Source organism: Sulfobacillus sp. hq2 (assembly GCF_002903155.1).
Classification (GTDB): domain Bacteria; phylum Bacillota; class Sulfobacillia; order Sulfobacillales; family Sulfobacillaceae; genus Sulfobacillus; species Sulfobacillus thermotolerans.
In genome coordinates this window covers 220134-235798 of sequence record NZ_NWUL01000030.1, presented here as the reverse complement: position 1 = coordinate 235798, position 15665 = coordinate 220134, and the positions used below count along the sequence as shown (strand labels likewise).

The window sequence follows — 15665 nt, the reverse complement described above, 5'->3', positions numbered from 1 at the left end:
TATCCCTCCTGTTGAAGAATTCTATGCGTCCTCGGGCAAGCTTAGACGAGCATAACGTGGAACTTCCTCTTCTCCTCCAATATCACCAAAACCGGCATAAATTGGCCGCGTGGCGGGCACTCTCTCATTAACTCAGGTGTTGTGAGGAGGGCGTACGGTGTTAGATCCGTCAAAAATCCGCGATGTGCAACAAATCAGCGAATCGTCCGGACGGTTGCTGGCTGAGCTTGCCGCATGGAAGGAATTAACCCCCGATACCATTTCTGGCGATTTGCCGGCCATTGAGCAATATCTGAAATCCGAGTTAAATAAGAGCCCTGATGCGATTGTGCGCGTTGTGGAATGCGGATCCCAACAACGGGTTTTGATGGTGTACATCGATGGGCTGGTCGATACCGAGATGGTCGACCAAGATATCATTGCTCCCTTGCTTAAGACCACCGCACCTCCCGACCACTGGGACCAGAGCACTTTGCATGTGGGGCACATCAGTCAAGAAACCCACTGGAATAAAATTTGGCCCAAACTGTTGGCGGGGAACACGGTTTTAGTGCCCGAAGGGTCCACGTATGCGTGGTTGGTCGATACGGTTCAGTATCGTCAACGAGCGATCGAACGGCCTCAGACGGAATTGGCCATCCGCGGGCCCCAAGAAGCGTTCAACGAGATTGGGCTGACCCAAATGAACCAGATTCGCCGTCGGCTTAGAGACAAACGTCTTGTGTTTCAGCAGATGCAATTAGGCACATTGGACCATCATCCTATTGTGGTGGCGGGGCTGCATGGCGTGGTAAACCCAGGCCTTTGGGAAACGGTGCTTTACCGGTTGCACCGCATCCGTTTGGATGCGGTCCCCAATGCCACGCAAATCGGGAGTATGATTCGCGATCATCCCTATAGCATCTTTCCCACGGTGCGCTATACCGAGCACGTAGACTTTGTAGTATGGGCTCTCGAACAAGGCAAAGTCGCGGTGCTTGTCGATGGGGACCCTTTTGTTATTTTGTTACCTGCCACTCTTTGGGACTTCTATCAAACGGGAATGGATTACAACTCGCCGTGGTATGATGCCTCGTTTGCACGGTTTATTCGCATGGCCGGTTTTTTCATTACGCTGTATTTTCCGGGACTCTACATTGTGTTTACCACGACGAATCAGAATCTGGTGCCCTATCAATTGTTGACCACCATCATCGGCAGCCATATTGGTTTACCGTTTCCTCCCATTCTTGAGGCCATTATTATGATTTTTGTGATTGAAATTATCCGTGAGGCCGCACTGCGTCTTCCGAAGGCGCTGTCGACGGTACTAGGGACGATGGGGGCCATCGTGGTGGGCACAGCGATTGTGAAGGCGGGATTTGTGAGTAGTCAGATTATCGTCATTATGACGGTAACGGCCTTAAGTTTTTATTCCGTGCCTGCTTATGAATTGGTGGGATCATGGCGCCTCGTCAACTTTGCCCTGATTGCTGCGGCCCAATTTTGGGGGCTCTTTGGCATTTTATGGGTTTCGTTAGCCCTGATTATTGAGCTTGGGAGTATGGTGTCTTTTGGCGTACCATATCTGGCTCCGTGGGTTCCTGCTTATTGGCGCGATTTAAAAGACAGTGTCGTACGGCTGCCGTTGATTTTGTGGCGCCAGCGCCTTCGCGCTGCACGGCCGATTAGGCAGGCATGGCGCAGGCCGTTGCCTGGTCCTGGAGGACAGCCGCGCCTTAAAAGGCGTCAGTTGCGGGCGCGATGAGCAGCAAGCGCTGGAAATGGGCGGTTGTAATAATGGCGGTGTTGCTCGGAGTGTCTGGATGTGGAGGTGTGACAGGCATTAATCAAACCGGTGTGGTGCTCGCGCTGGGAATAGATCCGGGTATCCACGGCCAATATCAATGGACATTTATGTTTCCCAATCCGTCGATTACGCCCAGCAGCGAATCGAGCATACAACCCAATCAAGAATTCTATCTCTTGAGCACTCAAGCGAACACACTGGCCCAAGCGGTTGAGAAAGTCAGTGCGACGACCGACCGTCATGTGTATTTAGGCGATACGCAGGTCGTGGCACTCAATGACACATTTTCGTCAGCAGCGATGAGACGTCTCGTTCAGGTGTTGATTACCACGGGTAATTTGCCGCCTCGTGTCTGGTTGACTTTGGCCGAGCCTTCCGCGGTCAAAACCTTGCGCACATCGTCACCAGAAGAGGTGGTGCCCACATTATTTCTCAGCAGTTATTTTAGTTGTGATATTTGCCATGCGCTACACCTTGCCACCCGGTTGTGGCAAGTTTGGGATGACATGCTGGTGCCAAGCCAGACGGCCGTCATTCCCGTCACCACGGTGATGCATAAGACGATTGAGGTGAATCGGTGCGCATGGCTGACACCATCGCGGGTGATTGTGTGCTCTCCTGCACAAACGGTTCATTGGGCCATGGTTATGGGGCTTTATAAGAATGGCGCGTTGCAAGTTCTGGATAACAAACGCTCCGCTTATGCCGAGGACGTGCGCATCTCGACGCGGCGCCGAGTCGACATTCGTGGAAGGCGTGCGGTGGCTTACTGGAAAATTTCTGTGGCAGGTCATTGGCAGTCCGTCCAGAGAAATGCGGCCAATCGGGCCCTCAATTTGGCAGCGGAACGAGAGATTTTGCATAATGTGTTGGCACTTTACCGGTGGGCGGGTCAAGAACAGGCCGACCCCTTTGGGGTCAGGAACCAATTGGTATGGCTCTCAGCTCCTCATTCATCAATGCCACCCTTGGAGGTGAGTGTCCAGTGCCACATCACATCTACCGCGCGAACCGTGTAACCTTTTCCCAATCCATGGAGCGCATGGGTTTATTTGAATTTCTCATGGTCATCCTTGCCGCCTATGCGAGTGGAGGCATTTATGTTTGGCCTCGGAGTTTATGCCAAATGGCGGGGCAAAATGGGACTATTGCGTTGCTGCTATCGGGCCTATGGGCTGTCTTGGTCTTTGGGGGAGTGGCGTATTGGGCGCTTAAAGCGCCTGGTCAAAACGCATATCAAAAACTCGAGTCAACGGTCGGCAACGTGCTTGCGGCCAGCATTGCGATAGCTACGGGGCTTATGACGGCGGCGTATCTGGCATTAATTAGTGCTTTGTATATTTCCGTGTTAACGACGGTAGTCATTCCAGGACACCGAGCATGGAGTTTAGGGGTAGTATTGGTGATTTATGTGTTTTGGTTAAGTACCAGACCACCCATTTCGGTGGTGCGAATGTTTACGATTACGATTCCAGGCCTTACAGTTTTAACGTTGATAACCGCCGTGCTAGGATTTCACAACATGCAATTTCCCAATGCGTTACGCCCTCACTTCCCTATTGCTTTAAAACCGGTGGCTATGGCGAGCGTCTCTGGCACCTTCTTCTGGATTCCCATCATGCCGACGGCGACGGCGATCGGCATGATGCGTAAAGCCGTGAGGGCTCGGGCGGTAGGGGTGACGTTGTGGGGTACGGGACTACAAATAGCGTTGCTTGTCGTCCTTTATGTGCTCGCGGTTTCGACGCTTGGACCGCAAGGAGTGGCTCATTCCACATGGCCCATTGTGTTTGTGTTTGAAAACATTGACCTCTCGAATTTCTTTATTAGTGAGATTGGTTTTGGAGTGGCAATCATTTGGACGGTCAGTTTTATGGGGTTTATCGGTTGGCATATCTGGCATCAAGGCTTGCTATTGGATCATTTGCACCATGGGAAGCCCAGTCAAAGCAAAGTTGCGGTGGCCGTCGCGATTGTCATGGTGGGGGCCATGGTCTTGGAAGTGAGCTTTAATCCGGCCATTTTAGAGCATTTGCTCTTGGTAATTTTAGCTCCCATCAACTTTGTGGGGACCTCGTTATGGGTGAGTACCTTGGTGCTTATCACATGGAGGAAAGGACGGCGCCAAAGCTCCCAAGCGAGAAGTCTTCCCCGCTAGAGGGTGCCGTAGCCGGGGCGGATTAGGGCGTTTTCGGTGTGGCCGAGATGGTAATGCGCTTGGCGATTAGACGTGCTTGACCGATATCGGTGCCGTAGCCAATGACTAATTGTCCCTCGGGGCCTGCAACAATGTGGGGGATTGGAGGCCAATTAGCGGTTACGCCGACTGCATGGTGGGAGAAGGATGCAGCGCTGGCGGGATAGGATAAGGATGGCCATGGCCATTGTTGCAGAGGCTGGCCTGGAATCCAAAGACTTAGATGACGCAGGCCGGCGATCCATAGCCCATGCTGAGTCGCCGATTGTGCGGCTAGAGGACTTAGGTGCAGGTGTGCAATCCACTGCAACGTCGTGTGGTGGAGAACTTCACCAATATTGCCATTCGCATCGAGCAGCCATAGGGGACTTGGCCCCGTTTGATGACCCATCGCGACAAAAAAATCGCCGGGCGCGGCGCTGACAACAGGTGTCCATAAATTTTGGGCGATATCAAGAGACCATAAGGCGTCAGCGGTTAACAACCACAAATAACCGGGGCGTCTAGCAAATGCAATGGCCACCGGATCCTCGGGACTGGGAAGCGTAAACGACTGCATGTGTCGTGTGGTGGTATTCATAATACGCACGAGCTGGCTGCCTTGAAATGATGTATACACGGAGGCGGTTTCATTCTGCGCATGAACGGTTGGACCGGGAATACCGTAATCGCCCGGGACAAATGCTCCGGTGCGGGTCCATCCGCCGACATAGCCCCAGTGCCGGTACCAAACGGTGTCACTGCCGCTCACAACGAGATCAACCGCGCCCCAATAGGCCGACTGTGCAAGGCTTAGAGTGTGAGGATTGAGGCCCGATCCCGAGGGAAAAGCGGTCGTTGGAGGGACAGTGGTCCAGACATTGCGGTGGGTGGCGAAGTTGTACCATCCAATCGTGGTGCTATCCCCTAGCGGGTTACTGGTCCCGTAATAAATTCGTTCGTCGGGTCCCCATAATACGGACGAAATCGCCGTGCCTTCATTGAGAAGCACTTCAGGGCCGATGGAGACCGATTGCCACGAAACATTGGCCGTTATGAGGGTTTTGGTGTGTTTGGGTGCGTTTTGAATGGGGCCTTGGGCGGGCATCGGGGAAGAAGAACCGCAACCGGTAAGAGCCGTTGCAGCTATGGCCAAGACTCCTAAAAAACGGCGAATAGGCACATCGTTCCCTCACTTTCCTAGTCTTAGTGTATCGCCTGCATAAAGGGAGGGCAAGCTATAACACGATTTGGCGGCCAGAGTTCCGCAAGGGATGGTGAAGCGATGAACACTTGGGCTCACGGTATAGCCATAGGGCTGCAAGTCATTGCGTTAGGTTCCGGACTCACGCCGGGCCAACGTCAGCAGATGGTTGCCTACCTCGCCACAAGTCACGGCCCACCTGTGATTACCACGGTGTTTTTACATCCCGGAGAGGGGCGGTTTATGGGGTGTGCCTCCCTAGAAACGAGTGAGAGAGACGGCGGACTATCGGTTCACGTCTACCATATTACCCAGGTGCGGGCGCCGATGTACCGAGCCGTACTGGAAACAGCAGGCATGAATAAAGGTTCTGTTGTGATTGCTGCTCCTTACGGGATTCCTGGTATCCATGTGTTGCCAGCCCTGTGGGCGGCGGCACGTTTAGCCCATGAGCCGGTGAATCCCCATGTACAACATGACGCTCAAGAGGAGCTTGCGGTGATGAGCCAGTTGACGCACCATGGGCATGATGCGGCGGGCGTGGTGCGTCTGGTTACCGTCCTGACACAACTCGCAAAGCGCACCCCGAATTTGTCCGCTCCCCAAAGAGCGGCTGAGGTTGAGCGCCTAGCACGGCAATGTCAGGTTTCGGCAACCGCAGTTCAACGTCAGCAATTGGCCGACGCTATTTGGCAGACCCTACGAGACCAACAGGCGTAGGCACGCCTCCCGTGACCTTGGATTGACGTCGGGTCCAACTTTTCCTAAAATGCAGGGAACAGTCAGGGGCTCCCATGCATCGGGGCCGGGTCAGAAAGGCGGGGTCCGATGATCTATATCTACGATACGTTAACGCGGCAGAAGCGGCCGTTCATCCCTTTGAAGCCGCCCGAAGTTTCGATTTATGTATGCGGTGTGACACCCTATGCGGAGGCGCATGTGGGCCATGCCCGTCCGGCCGTGATGTGGGACGTGATCAAACGGCACTTGACGCGGCGTGGGTATTTCGTACGGCATGTCCAGAATTTCACAGATATTGATGACAAAATTGTGCGCCAAGCATTAGCAGAACATGAGGATCCTAAAGTGTTAGCCGAACGATATATGGCGCAATATACGGATGTTATGCAACGTCTGCGGGTGATTCCGCCCGATTACGCGCCGCGTGTGACCGAAAATATCCCACAAATTATCGCGTTTATCACCGAGCTGATTAACAAACAGATGGCATATGTCTCCGGGCATGATGTGTATTTTACGGTGACAGATGATGGCACTTATGGTCAATTATCCGGCCGCAAAATTGAGGATTTGTATGCGGGGGTGCGAATGGAAGTGCACGAAGGTAAGCGTGCGCCCCAGGATTTTGCGCTATGGAAAAGTGCTGACGATACGGAACCCGGGTGGGTTAGCCCATGGGGCTATGGACGACCTGGATGGCATATCGAGTGCTCAACCATGGCTGCGCAATATTTAGGACGGCAATTCGACCTGCATGGGGGCGGCCTTGACTTAGTGTTCCCGCATCATGAAAATGAAAGGGCCCAATCCATGGGGTATTTCGGATGTGAACCCGCTAGCTATTGGGTCCACAATGGACTGATCACCCAAGATAACGTCAAGATGTCGAAATCCCTCGGCAATGGGCTGGGGCTTCGGGAGATTTTGGAGCAGATTGACCCTGTCGTTTTACGTACCTACCTCTTGAGCGTTCACTACCGATCGCCCTTAGACTTTCAGCTAGCCTCTGCTGAGGAGTGGGGGCGAGGCTTGCAACGGATATGGCGCCTATGGGACGAAGCAAAAAATCAGCCAGCCCCTAGTGAATGGGTGGATGAACCGTGGGCACGGCGTTTGGAAAGTTTTGAACAGCGGCTGGCCGAGTGCTTAGACGATGACTTTAATACGGCCAAAGCCTTTGCGGAAGTTTTTGAAATGGCGCATGATGTGCGATATGGCATGGCCCAAGGCCATGGGGCATTGGCACTCGCATGGGCGCGTAGGAACTTGCAGGCGGCGGACCAGATCTTGGGTCTCTTGCCGGAAACGTCCCAAGTCCTATCGTTATCGACGATGGCTGAACGGCTGCTGAGCATTCGCGAGCAGGCACGAGCGCGACGAGATTTTCAGGAGGCCGATGCTATCCGCAATTTACTGGCAAAGGCGGGATATACCATTGAAGACACACCAGAGGGACCGCGGATCTTATCTCAGCCGTCCGCGTGAGAGACAGGCGGAACTCCATCAAGAGGGCGAGGATAATATTTTAGTCGGACGTCGGCCGGTGTTGGAGGCTTTGCGTGCTGGGCGGGGGATCCAACGCCTATGGGTTCTTGACCGCGAACATGAAGGTAGTATGCGCGAGATTATTGGTCTGGGGCGTGAACGCGGCATTACAATCCAGATGGTGCCACGGGCTAAATTGGATGCGTTGGCGGGGCCTCTTAATCATCAAGGGGTTGTTGCGGCGGTCAGTGCAGTTCCCTTAAAAACATTGGATGATGTGAAAGAGATTGTGGCTGCTCAAGGTCAAAATGCTTTGGTGATTCTCTTAGATCAAATTCAAGACCCGCAAAATCTCGGGGCGATTATTCGCGTTGCTAATGCGGCGGGGGCGTGTGCCGTGATAGTTCCTCAGCATGGTAGCGCACCGCTTAGTGCTGCCGTGAGTAAAGCGGCGGCAGGGGCGACCGAATACGTGCCGGTGGCGGAAGTCCCTAATTTGGCACAAGCCGTGGAAACATTAAAAACTTGGGGTCTTTTTGTGTATGCCGCTGATCCGGAAGCCCCAATCGTGTACACGCAAGCCCAGTTTCGAGGGCCTGTGGCACTGGTTATTGGAGCCGAAGGCCCAGGGCTGCGGCCGTTGGTGAAGAAGCGCTGTGATCAGATGGTGAAATTGCCTATGCAAGGCCAGGTCGCGTCGTTAAATGCAGCCACGGCGTGCGCGGTCTTGGCGTTTGAAGTAGTGCGCCAACGTAGTGCGGAGCGCGAGACAACGGATAGAAAATAGTTACGACGCTTGACGCTAGGTCGGGGCTGATGACGGATAGACTAATTTAGCAGACGCAACAAAAAAGCAAATTATTGCATGATTCGCCGCCAGAACGCTTGACGGCGAATTTCCTGCCTGATTATAATGAGCGCAGACATTTATGTAAAGCGAATAGGCACCACGTGTATCGAATTTTCTGATAATAACAGAACGAGCGGTGGAGGCGATGATAACGTGTTGGTGCCCTCTTGTGATACGACCCACAATTATGAAGACATGACCGATGAAGATATCGTAGCTGAAGCTCGGGATGGTAGTAGTGATGCCCTGGACTATATTATCCAGAAGTACCGGAATTTTGTTCGGGCTAAAGCGCGGTCCTACTTTTTAATTGGTGCGGATCGGGAAGATATTGTGCAAGAAGGAATGATCGGCCTTTACAAGGCTATTCGTGATTTTCGAAGCGATAAATTATCCTCGTTTCGAGCGTTTGCGGAGTTATGTATTACTCGGCAAATCATCACGGCCATTAAGACCGCTACGAGACAAAAGCATGTGCCGTTAAATTCCTACGTTTCCTTGAATAAGCCATTATTTGAAGAGGATTCGGACCGCACGTTATATGATGTGGTTTCGACGGCAAAAGTGTCGGACCCTGAAGAAATGGTAATTCACCGGGAAGAATTTGGTGATATCGAAGAAAAAATGGGAGAAATTCTTAGCGACTTAGAATGGAAAGTGCTCATGGCGTATCTCGACGGTCGGTCTTATCATGAGATTGCTATTGAGTTGCGGCGTCATGTGAAGTCGATTGACAATGCCCTGCAGCGTGTCAAGCGCAAACTGGAACGCTATCTCGATGGACGCGATGCCATGTTTTTACCCTCTCTACGCCGTCTATAACAATTGAGTTGGTCTTCCTATTATCTTGACGGGATAATGTTGCCGTAAGGCAACATTGTTTTCTTGCTCTTTAAATCCTTCGTTTCCTATAGCGGCTTAATGGCAATACGAAAGGTCCTTCTTTTTCCTACGCTCCCTCTTACGGACGTCAGCTTTCCTTTTAATTTCCGGTGTATGCTTATTGTGGCATTAGGATACTTGCGACGTCGCTTTTTTAAAATGGCGGACAAAGCGCAGTTGGCGCCATAAGGCCCAAGCTTTTTCACGCTCCCGTGGATCCCAGCCGGTGGCGCTAAACAGCCCGTGTTCGAGAAGCTGGGCCAATTCGTGGGCTTCTGTTGCATTCGGGTGCGAATCCCAGTAGCGAGCCCATTCTCGCGGCGTAAGGGTACGGGATGAAAGCCTCAATCGCCAACGACTCCATCGTCTTACGCGGTGCCAAAGGCGAGCGGCGCTAAGAGACGCGGGTTCAAAACGATGCCGCCTCCGTTGTCCCGCCCAAGCTCCGACCCATGCTAAAATGCCGAGGCCTCCGAGAAGAAGGGGCCATAGCCATTGACGCGGGTGTTTCGGGGACAAGGGGTGGGGACGGGAAGATGTTTGACCGGCGTTTGTCAGATGGTGGCTGCTGGCTGCCGGTATTTGCGTGTAGTGAACTTTGGGGAGCGAAACCACGGGATTTTGCGCCGTTGGCTGTGCCTGGGGTGTGGTAGGGGGGCTTTTAACAATACCCGGCATATAAAACCCCGGGGTAGGATCAATGGCCACCCATCCGTAGGGTGCGATGTACACCTGAGCCCATGAATGCGCATCGATAGCGCGTACGACGTACCCATGTTTTTTGGTATTGTAGGTGCCGGGAGCATAGCCAACGACCCAGCGTGCGGGGATTCCGAGTGTGCGGGCCATCATTATAAAAGCGCTGGAAAATTGATCACAATAGCCCTCTTTGTCGTGAAACAAGAAATGATTGACAACATTAGTGCGGCTTGGTGTGACGACAAAGGAATAGCGGTAATGGCTATCGAGGTAGGCTTTCAGTTCAGAGACTGCTTGCCAAGGTCCTAGAGCGTCGCGGGTCACTTGGTGGGCTAATTTGGCGACATTGGGTGAGAGATTGCGGGGCACCTGCAAATCCTCTTTCAGGGCTGCTTGGGAATATTCTCCGAAGAAAACACTGCCTAGCTCTTGGGTCGTAAATTGGGGAATAACACTGGTTACATGATAGGTGGCAATATTCGATGCCGTGAACTGTTCTTTGCCAGGATAGAGCAAAAGAGAGGCGGGGGATTGGAACGTTAAGGGTACCCCGGGGTAAAAGAGTGTGTGGAATTTATAGCCGTTCAAGCCTTGAAAGGTCACATTGGTGGTGGTTGTATGCACTAAGGAGCTGGTAAAAGGCAAGTTAAATAGAGGAATACCAGAATCCTCAGGAGTGATCTCAATGGCGTTTTGGGAGGCATCAGTCCATTCTTTGCCGGTAAATGTGTTATAGATTTCGGCCTGCCAGTAATAGGGATACGGAGAATGCACCAGCATGACGGGCTGATAATCAGGGATGACCGAATGCCCAATGTGATTAATTCCGCTGGAAAAACCCGTCGTGGCACCCGTAGCGGACAACAGCCGCAAGTAGTGGAAGTTGGCGCCAAGCCAACTGGATGTGGGGTGGCCAGGGCGTGGCGGCAGACTCCACCCCAAACCTAACGAGAAAATAATGGCGATGATTGCGATTGCACGGCCGGCGTAAGACGTGCGCAGGGGACGAAGCGCTTGGAGTGTGCCGCTTGAGAGCAGCATCAAGCCTACCGCGGCATAGATGAAGAGAGGAAATGATGCGGGCAAGCGCCAGAACACGTGGTTCACAACCATGGCGATGATGCCCAGGATGAAAAGGATGCCAATTCGAGCTGGCGTCCGGGTTTGCCGGTATACGAACCATCCCAATAAGGCACCAAGTAACAGCAAGGGCGTGGCGATATGGGCTGAAATCTGATCCCAATGGGCAAACGATAAAGCATGGAGCACACGCACGGACCGGGTGAATGTTCCGATGATGTGACGAAATCCAGGCCATGACGACCATTCGAGGACGAGTTCCGCGGTTAAGGCAATGGCCCAAGTCAGGCTTTTGAGAAGCCAACGGGACCACAAATCGCCCAAGGCGAGCCAAAACGGGGTAAGTGCGAGCACCGCGGCATCATGAAAGCCTCCACTGTGGGTATAAGGCCAAAAGAGTGCACTCATCCAAAGTCCGCGCCATAGCAGCTGTCGTGTGTTCACCCAACTCCTCCTTCGGGTCAAATTGGCTTGGGGTCCGATCGAATCGCTTGTACGTCATTCAGGGGTCTCTCAAGGTAAAATGGCAATTCTTCAAGGCGGGACACGCCGTTTGGGCCGATGAATAATACGGGGGCATCTGGGGTCATCGCCGGATGTGTTCCTGAGCCTGTAATCCAAAGAGGAATGGCGTCAAGGGGAATGTAGGCCATGGAGGTCTCTTGCACCGTGGCGTCCATGGCGGGCAACGAGGCCAAATAGTTTTGCATTAACAGATAATGCGACTGTCCGGTGTTGACCGCGAATTGTTGGTCACCCTCTCCCATCCACAATAGCCCCGCGGCTTGGGAATAACGTGCCGATAAATGAAGGAGCGATGCAGCAACTTGAATGGCAAGTTCCCATTGCTCCGCATTGTCAAAGGATGACAATGTATCTAAAATGATGCGGATGCGAGGATGGGTCATCGGCTCAAATTGCTTGACTTTGAATGCGCCTGTGCGTGCCGAGGTGCGCCAATGAATTTGGGCAAGACGGTCACCTGCTACATAGTCCCGAATCCCAAATAACAGACTGGATTCTTCGGCAAAACGGCGTGGGGCTTCAGATGTTCCTTCCCACTGAGACAGTATGGCGCCAAAGCTGCGTAAGACAATCGTCTTCGGCCAAACGACGAGCGTAGCGGGCGGGAGATCAAGAATTCGGGATTTCGTCCATAATCCAAAGATATCCCCAGTAACGGCTACGGGTTGTCCTAATCGATAGACGCCGCGGCGGACGTTGGCTAATTGATACATTACGGTTGTGCGGCGATGCGGCCATAATGCCAGAACAAAATGCGGCGTAGCATTGGCTTTGAGGCTAAGAGGAAGAGGATCAGAGACACAGACCCATCCCCACGGCCACCAGGCATCGAGCGACACCACCAGAGAAACGCTTACCGTGTCACCCTCCATAACCTCAGAGGGCTCGAGGTGGCGGACCACATGAAGATGACGCAGTGGGAAAAGCAATTGGATGACGATGAGCACGGCTAAAATTCGTAAAGTATCCCATATGTGGTAAGCAAGGTAACCGCCTTGAAAGTAGGCAAAGCTCCAAGTGCTCACGGCTATGCCTATTGTGACTAGACTACGCCAGACAAGAGGTTTCATCGCTCACGCCGCTCGGGTTCAGGGATGGGCGTTTGCTTTAAGACATCACGCAAAACGTCTTGCGCCGCGGCAATTTGCTGATGGCGGTGGCCCCCTTTCAGGATAATGCGGTGTGCGGCGACGTCGAGGAGGAGGCTTTGAATGTCATCTGGGATAACAAAGTCGCGGCCGTGAAGAAACGCCCATGCCTGTGCAGCGCGTTGCAAAGAAATCGTTGCCCGAGGACTCATCCCTAAATAGACGCGTGGATGCTCTCTCGTTTGGACGGCGAGTTGGGCAATATACTGACGGAGGGAACCTGACATATGCACCGCTGTCACGGCCTCAATCAACGCGATCAACCGTTCTTGGGTTAACACAGGATGCAATTGGCTTAATGGATGGATGTGTGCCACACGCTCAAGCATAGCAGTTTCTTCCTCGACGCTAGGATAACCTAATGTGAGACGAAAGAGAAAGCGATCAAGTTGGCTTTCGGGTAATGGAAAGGTTCCCTCATATTCTATCGGGTTTTGTGTAGCAAGGACCATGAATGGGGGCGCGAGCCGGTGGGCGACGCCGTCTACGGTGACTTGGTTTTCCTCCATCACTTCAAGCAGGGCGCTTTGCGTTCGGGGAGAGGTTCGGTTAATTTCATCCGCGAGAAGGAGGTTCGAAAATACGGGGCCTGGTTGAAACACAAAGGCATTCTGAGCCGGATTATAAATATTGACCCCCGTGACATCCGTTGGCAGCAAGTCGGGAGTAAATTGAATGCGAGCATATTGTAAGTCCAATGTGGCTGCTAGGGCCTTAGCTAACGTGGTTTTGCCCACGCCGGGCACGTCATCGAGCAATACGTGGCCTTGTGCCAGCACAGCACATACTAATTTTACGATAACGGTGCGTTTTCCGACGATTACGTGTTCCATATTATCAATTACACGAAAAAGTTCGGGATGTAACGGTTCGTCTGCCGGATTATTTGTGCGTTTAGGGGCTTCTCTCACCAGAACAGCTCCTTCCTCTTACCATGGTGACCACGAATAATCGCTCATATGTTAATGATACCGCAGTTGATGGAGCTACGCTTGGCATAACGTCACGAACCCGCCTTGGGTCACGCAAATTCTTGGACCCAGGGCGGGTAAGGTAAGAAGGGAAGGACGAAGTTGAATGAAAAATTTATGTGTACGGTCATGAAACCCTCAAAGTTGTGGTATAATAGCAGAGCAATTTGTGCTGGCGTAGCTCAATTGGCAGAGCAACTGATTTGTAATCAGTAGGTTGAAGGTTCAAGTCCTTTCGCCAGCTCCACAAACCACTCCGCGATGGCCGGAGTTTTTTTATTGGCTCCTACCAATTATGCCGAAGAAGACGTGGATTTTCTAAAATATTGTTTTAGGACGGATTCCGCCGGTTTGTCACGCGGCGTGTATCCATTATTATGTGGCCCGCCTTGCCAATCGGGATTCGAGGGATTAGCCCACCAAAACCACATTATTCCTTTAAGCCACGGCCTACGCCAAATGCTTTCAAAAGTGGCTTCGTACAGCTGTTGCTGTAGACGTAAATTTACAGCCTTATCCGGAAACCAGGAGCCCGGAGTAGCTGCTGCGCCATTTTCGGAAGGATAGCCGAGTTCTGTGATGAGAAAGGGTTTATTGGCGAGCCCAGAGGACAGCCGCCAATTTTCAATTTGATTGGCTATACGGTTCCAACTAGCCGCTAAAGCGGACGTCGTGGGATGGGGATCTTGGCTGAGAGGGAAGTAAGCGTCCACACCGACATCTGTTAAGGCCGACCAAAATGTGACGCTTTGATAATTGGGATAATCCGCTCCATAGGTGATGGGGCCGTGATAATCATGGCGCACAATCTGAATCGCATGGAGCCAATAAGGACGATACGCGGGTACCGTATCGAGCGAATCAAATTCGTCCCCAATCGCAAACAGGTCAGCATGGTCCGCATTAGCTAGCTGAGCATAGTGAGCAATATAGACGTCAAAACTTTTAAACCACTGTGCCACATTGCGCGGATGGAACAGCGCTTGCCATCCACTGCCTTGGAGAGAATTGACGAAGGGATTTAAAAAGACACGCATGCCGTCATGATGGGCTAAGCGAATAAGTTGGGACACGCTGGCATCTGTCGGCGTTTTTTTAGCACTGGGAAAAATCGTCGTAGAGCTATTGGTATTTTGATACCAAGCGGTTTGAATGGCCAGCCACGTTACTCCGTCGTGATGAAGATGGTTCACGGCATTGCGAACAGCAGCCGAGTTAAAAACCAACGGCGTGTAACCGGCCTCTGTCATGCCTTTCATACGACTTGTCAAAGAAGGCAAGGGAGGTGGTTGGGATATGATGTCCCCGCATCCTGTATTTATAAATAGGAGCAAAGTGGCTATAGCTATTCGGATAAGACGCATCGCAATGAGCACGCCTCCACTTAATAGAGTTGGAGGTCAGTGTGCCCATCTTAAATACAATTTATTGCGCGTTGGTGCGAAAACGAGGGCAAGCCCAAAAGCCTTACTTCCAGTCTGGTAATGAGAGCAGTTCCAGGAGATCTTTGACCGCCCGCCCCTGCTGCGCTGGATGGCGCATGGGCAGCTCGGGATGTATTTCATAGCGATTGTTGCGGCCATCGCGAAAACGGCTAATATAACCGGCCGATTCCAGGTCTTCCAGAATTCTTTGGACCGCCCGTTCGGTAATTCCAACGATTTCAGCAATTTCGCGGGCCGTCAAGCGTTCTTTTGTGCCATTGCGGGCAATGCACAGTAAAACTTGGCTGTGATTGTTAAGAAATGTCCACTCAGACATTTCAAAGCGCCCTCCTTGCCCGAACAGTTTTCTTTATGATAAACCAATTGGAGCCGCTACGCTACCGGTAGCGTGAAGGGCTTTTGCGTATCTCTTGCTAGGGTCAAAAGATCACAAGGTCTGAGATCAGGCGAAAGAAATTCCCAGGCTAGGGTTCTTCAAAATAGGGTTGTATTTTTGACTCACTGCCGTTATAATAACTAAGCGGTCCGGTACTACACAGCGTTTCCTCGGAGATGTTGGTGCAAGTGACCATGGATGTGTTTACGGATGGGTGCCCGAGTGGCTAAAGGGGGCGGTCTGTAAAATCGCTGGCTAACGCCTACGTTGGTTCGAATCCAACCCCATCCACCA

Annotated in this window: 13 protein-coding genes and 2 tRNA genes; 9 read left to right on the top strand and 6 right to left on the bottom strand. The window is 52.3% G+C overall.

What is annotated here, in order from left to right:
* The first annotated feature begins 157 nt into the window (after nucleotides 1-157).
* The 3 genes from CO251_RS06800 to CO251_RS06790 are packed head-to-tail and all read left to right on the top strand — an operon-like array spanning nucleotide 158 to nucleotide 3947.
* The gene (locus CO251_RS06800) at nucleotides 158-1747 is read left to right on the top strand and encodes a spore germination protein (RefSeq protein WP_242968380.1); all 1590 of its coding nucleotides are present in this window, start codon (nucleotides 158-160) and stop codon (nucleotides 1745-1747) included.
* A 32-nt stretch (nucleotides 1748-1779) separates the two neighbouring features.
* Entirely contained in the window at nucleotides 1780-2808 is a 1029-nt protein-coding gene (locus tag CO251_RS06795; protein ID WP_103375037.1) for a hypothetical protein, read from the top strand.
* On the top strand, nucleotides 2775-3947 hold the full coding sequence (locus CO251_RS06790; RefSeq protein ID WP_158246218.1) for a GerAB/ArcD/ProY family transporter: 1173 nt from the start codon (nucleotides 2775-2777) through the stop codon (nucleotides 3945-3947). The genes CO251_RS06795 and CO251_RS06790 overlap by 34 nt, the downstream gene beginning before the upstream one ends.
* Before the next feature lie 22 nt (nucleotides 3948-3969).
* Here CO251_RS06790 and CO251_RS06785 read toward each other — a convergent pair whose 3' ends face one another.
* The gene (locus tag CO251_RS06785; RefSeq protein WP_103375035.1) at nucleotides 3970-5148 is read right to left on the bottom strand and encodes a hypothetical protein; all 1179 of its coding nucleotides are present in this window, start codon (nucleotides 5146-5148) and stop codon (nucleotides 3970-3972) included.
* A 102-nt stretch (nucleotides 5149-5250) separates the two neighbouring features.
* Here CO251_RS06785 and CO251_RS06780 point away from each other — a divergent pair, with 102 nt between their 5' ends.
* The 4 genes from CO251_RS06780 (at nucleotide 5251) to sigH (ending at nucleotide 9067) form a co-directional block, all read left to right on the top strand.
* Entirely contained in the window at nucleotides 5251-5889 is a 639-nt protein-coding gene (locus CO251_RS06780; RefSeq protein WP_103375034.1) for a DUF1002 domain-containing protein, read from the top strand.
* 108 nt (nucleotides 5890-5997) lie between these two features.
* Nucleotides 5998-7395, top strand: a complete 1398-nt coding sequence (gene cysS / locus CO251_RS06775) for a cysteine--tRNA ligase (RefSeq protein ID WP_103375033.1) — start codon at nucleotides 5998-6000, stop codon at nucleotides 7393-7395.
* Nucleotides 7346-8182, top strand: coding sequence for a 23S rRNA (guanosine(2251)-2'-O)-methyltransferase RlmB (gene rlmB / locus CO251_RS06770; RefSeq protein ID WP_242968377.1), 837 nt, complete (start codon nucleotides 7346-7348; stop codon nucleotides 8180-8182). The genes cysS and rlmB overlap by 50 nt, the downstream gene beginning before the upstream one ends.
* 216 nt (nucleotides 8183-8398) lie before the next feature.
* Complete coding sequence (sigH, locus tag CO251_RS06765; protein WP_255398102.1) at nucleotides 8399-9067, top strand: RNA polymerase sporulation sigma factor SigH; 669 nt, start codon at nucleotides 8399-8401, stop codon at nucleotides 9065-9067.
* A gap of 189 nt (nucleotides 9068-9256) precedes the next feature.
* On the opposite strand, the gene CO251_RS06760 is transcribed toward sigH, so the two are convergent.
* The 3 genes from CO251_RS06760 to CO251_RS06750 are packed head-to-tail and all read right to left on the bottom strand — an operon-like array spanning nucleotide 9257 to nucleotide 13490.
* Nucleotides 9257-11350: a transglutaminase family protein gene (locus CO251_RS06760; RefSeq protein WP_103375030.1), complete on the bottom strand. Its 2094-nt coding sequence runs from the start codon at nucleotides 11348-11350 to the stop codon at nucleotides 9257-9259.
* 17 nt (nucleotides 11351-11367) lie between these two features.
* The gene (locus CO251_RS06755) at nucleotides 11368-12501 is read right to left on the bottom strand and encodes a DUF58 domain-containing protein (protein ID WP_103375029.1); all 1134 of its coding nucleotides are present in this window, start codon (nucleotides 12499-12501) and stop codon (nucleotides 11368-11370) included.
* On the bottom strand, nucleotides 12498-13490 hold the full coding sequence (locus tag CO251_RS06750) for a MoxR family ATPase (protein ID WP_242968374.1): 993 nt from the start codon (nucleotides 13488-13490) through the stop codon (nucleotides 12498-12500). Before CO251_RS06750 ends, CO251_RS06755 begins: the two co-directional genes overlap by 4 nt.
* Nucleotides 13491-13721: 231 nt before the next feature.
* On the opposite strand from CO251_RS06750, the gene CO251_RS06745 reads away from it, so the two are divergent.
* Nucleotides 13722-13797 (top strand) — tRNA-Thr (locus CO251_RS06745).
* Between the two features lie 46 nt (nucleotides 13798-13843).
* On the opposite strand, the gene CO251_RS06740 is transcribed toward CO251_RS06745, so the two are convergent.
* Nucleotides 13844-14809, bottom strand: a complete 966-nt coding sequence (locus CO251_RS06740) for a hypothetical protein (protein ID WP_146039006.1) — start codon at nucleotides 14807-14809, stop codon at nucleotides 13844-13846.
* A gap of 208 nt (nucleotides 14810-15017) precedes the next feature.
* Nucleotides 15018-15311 (bottom strand): winged helix-turn-helix domain-containing protein, encoded by a 294-nt coding sequence (locus tag CO251_RS06735; protein WP_103375027.1) that lies wholly within the window; start codon nucleotides 15309-15311, stop codon nucleotides 15018-15020.
* A gap of 268 nt (nucleotides 15312-15579) precedes the next feature.
* Here CO251_RS06735 and CO251_RS06730 point away from each other — a divergent pair.
* A tRNA-Tyr gene (locus tag CO251_RS06730) sits at nucleotides 15580-15665 on the top strand.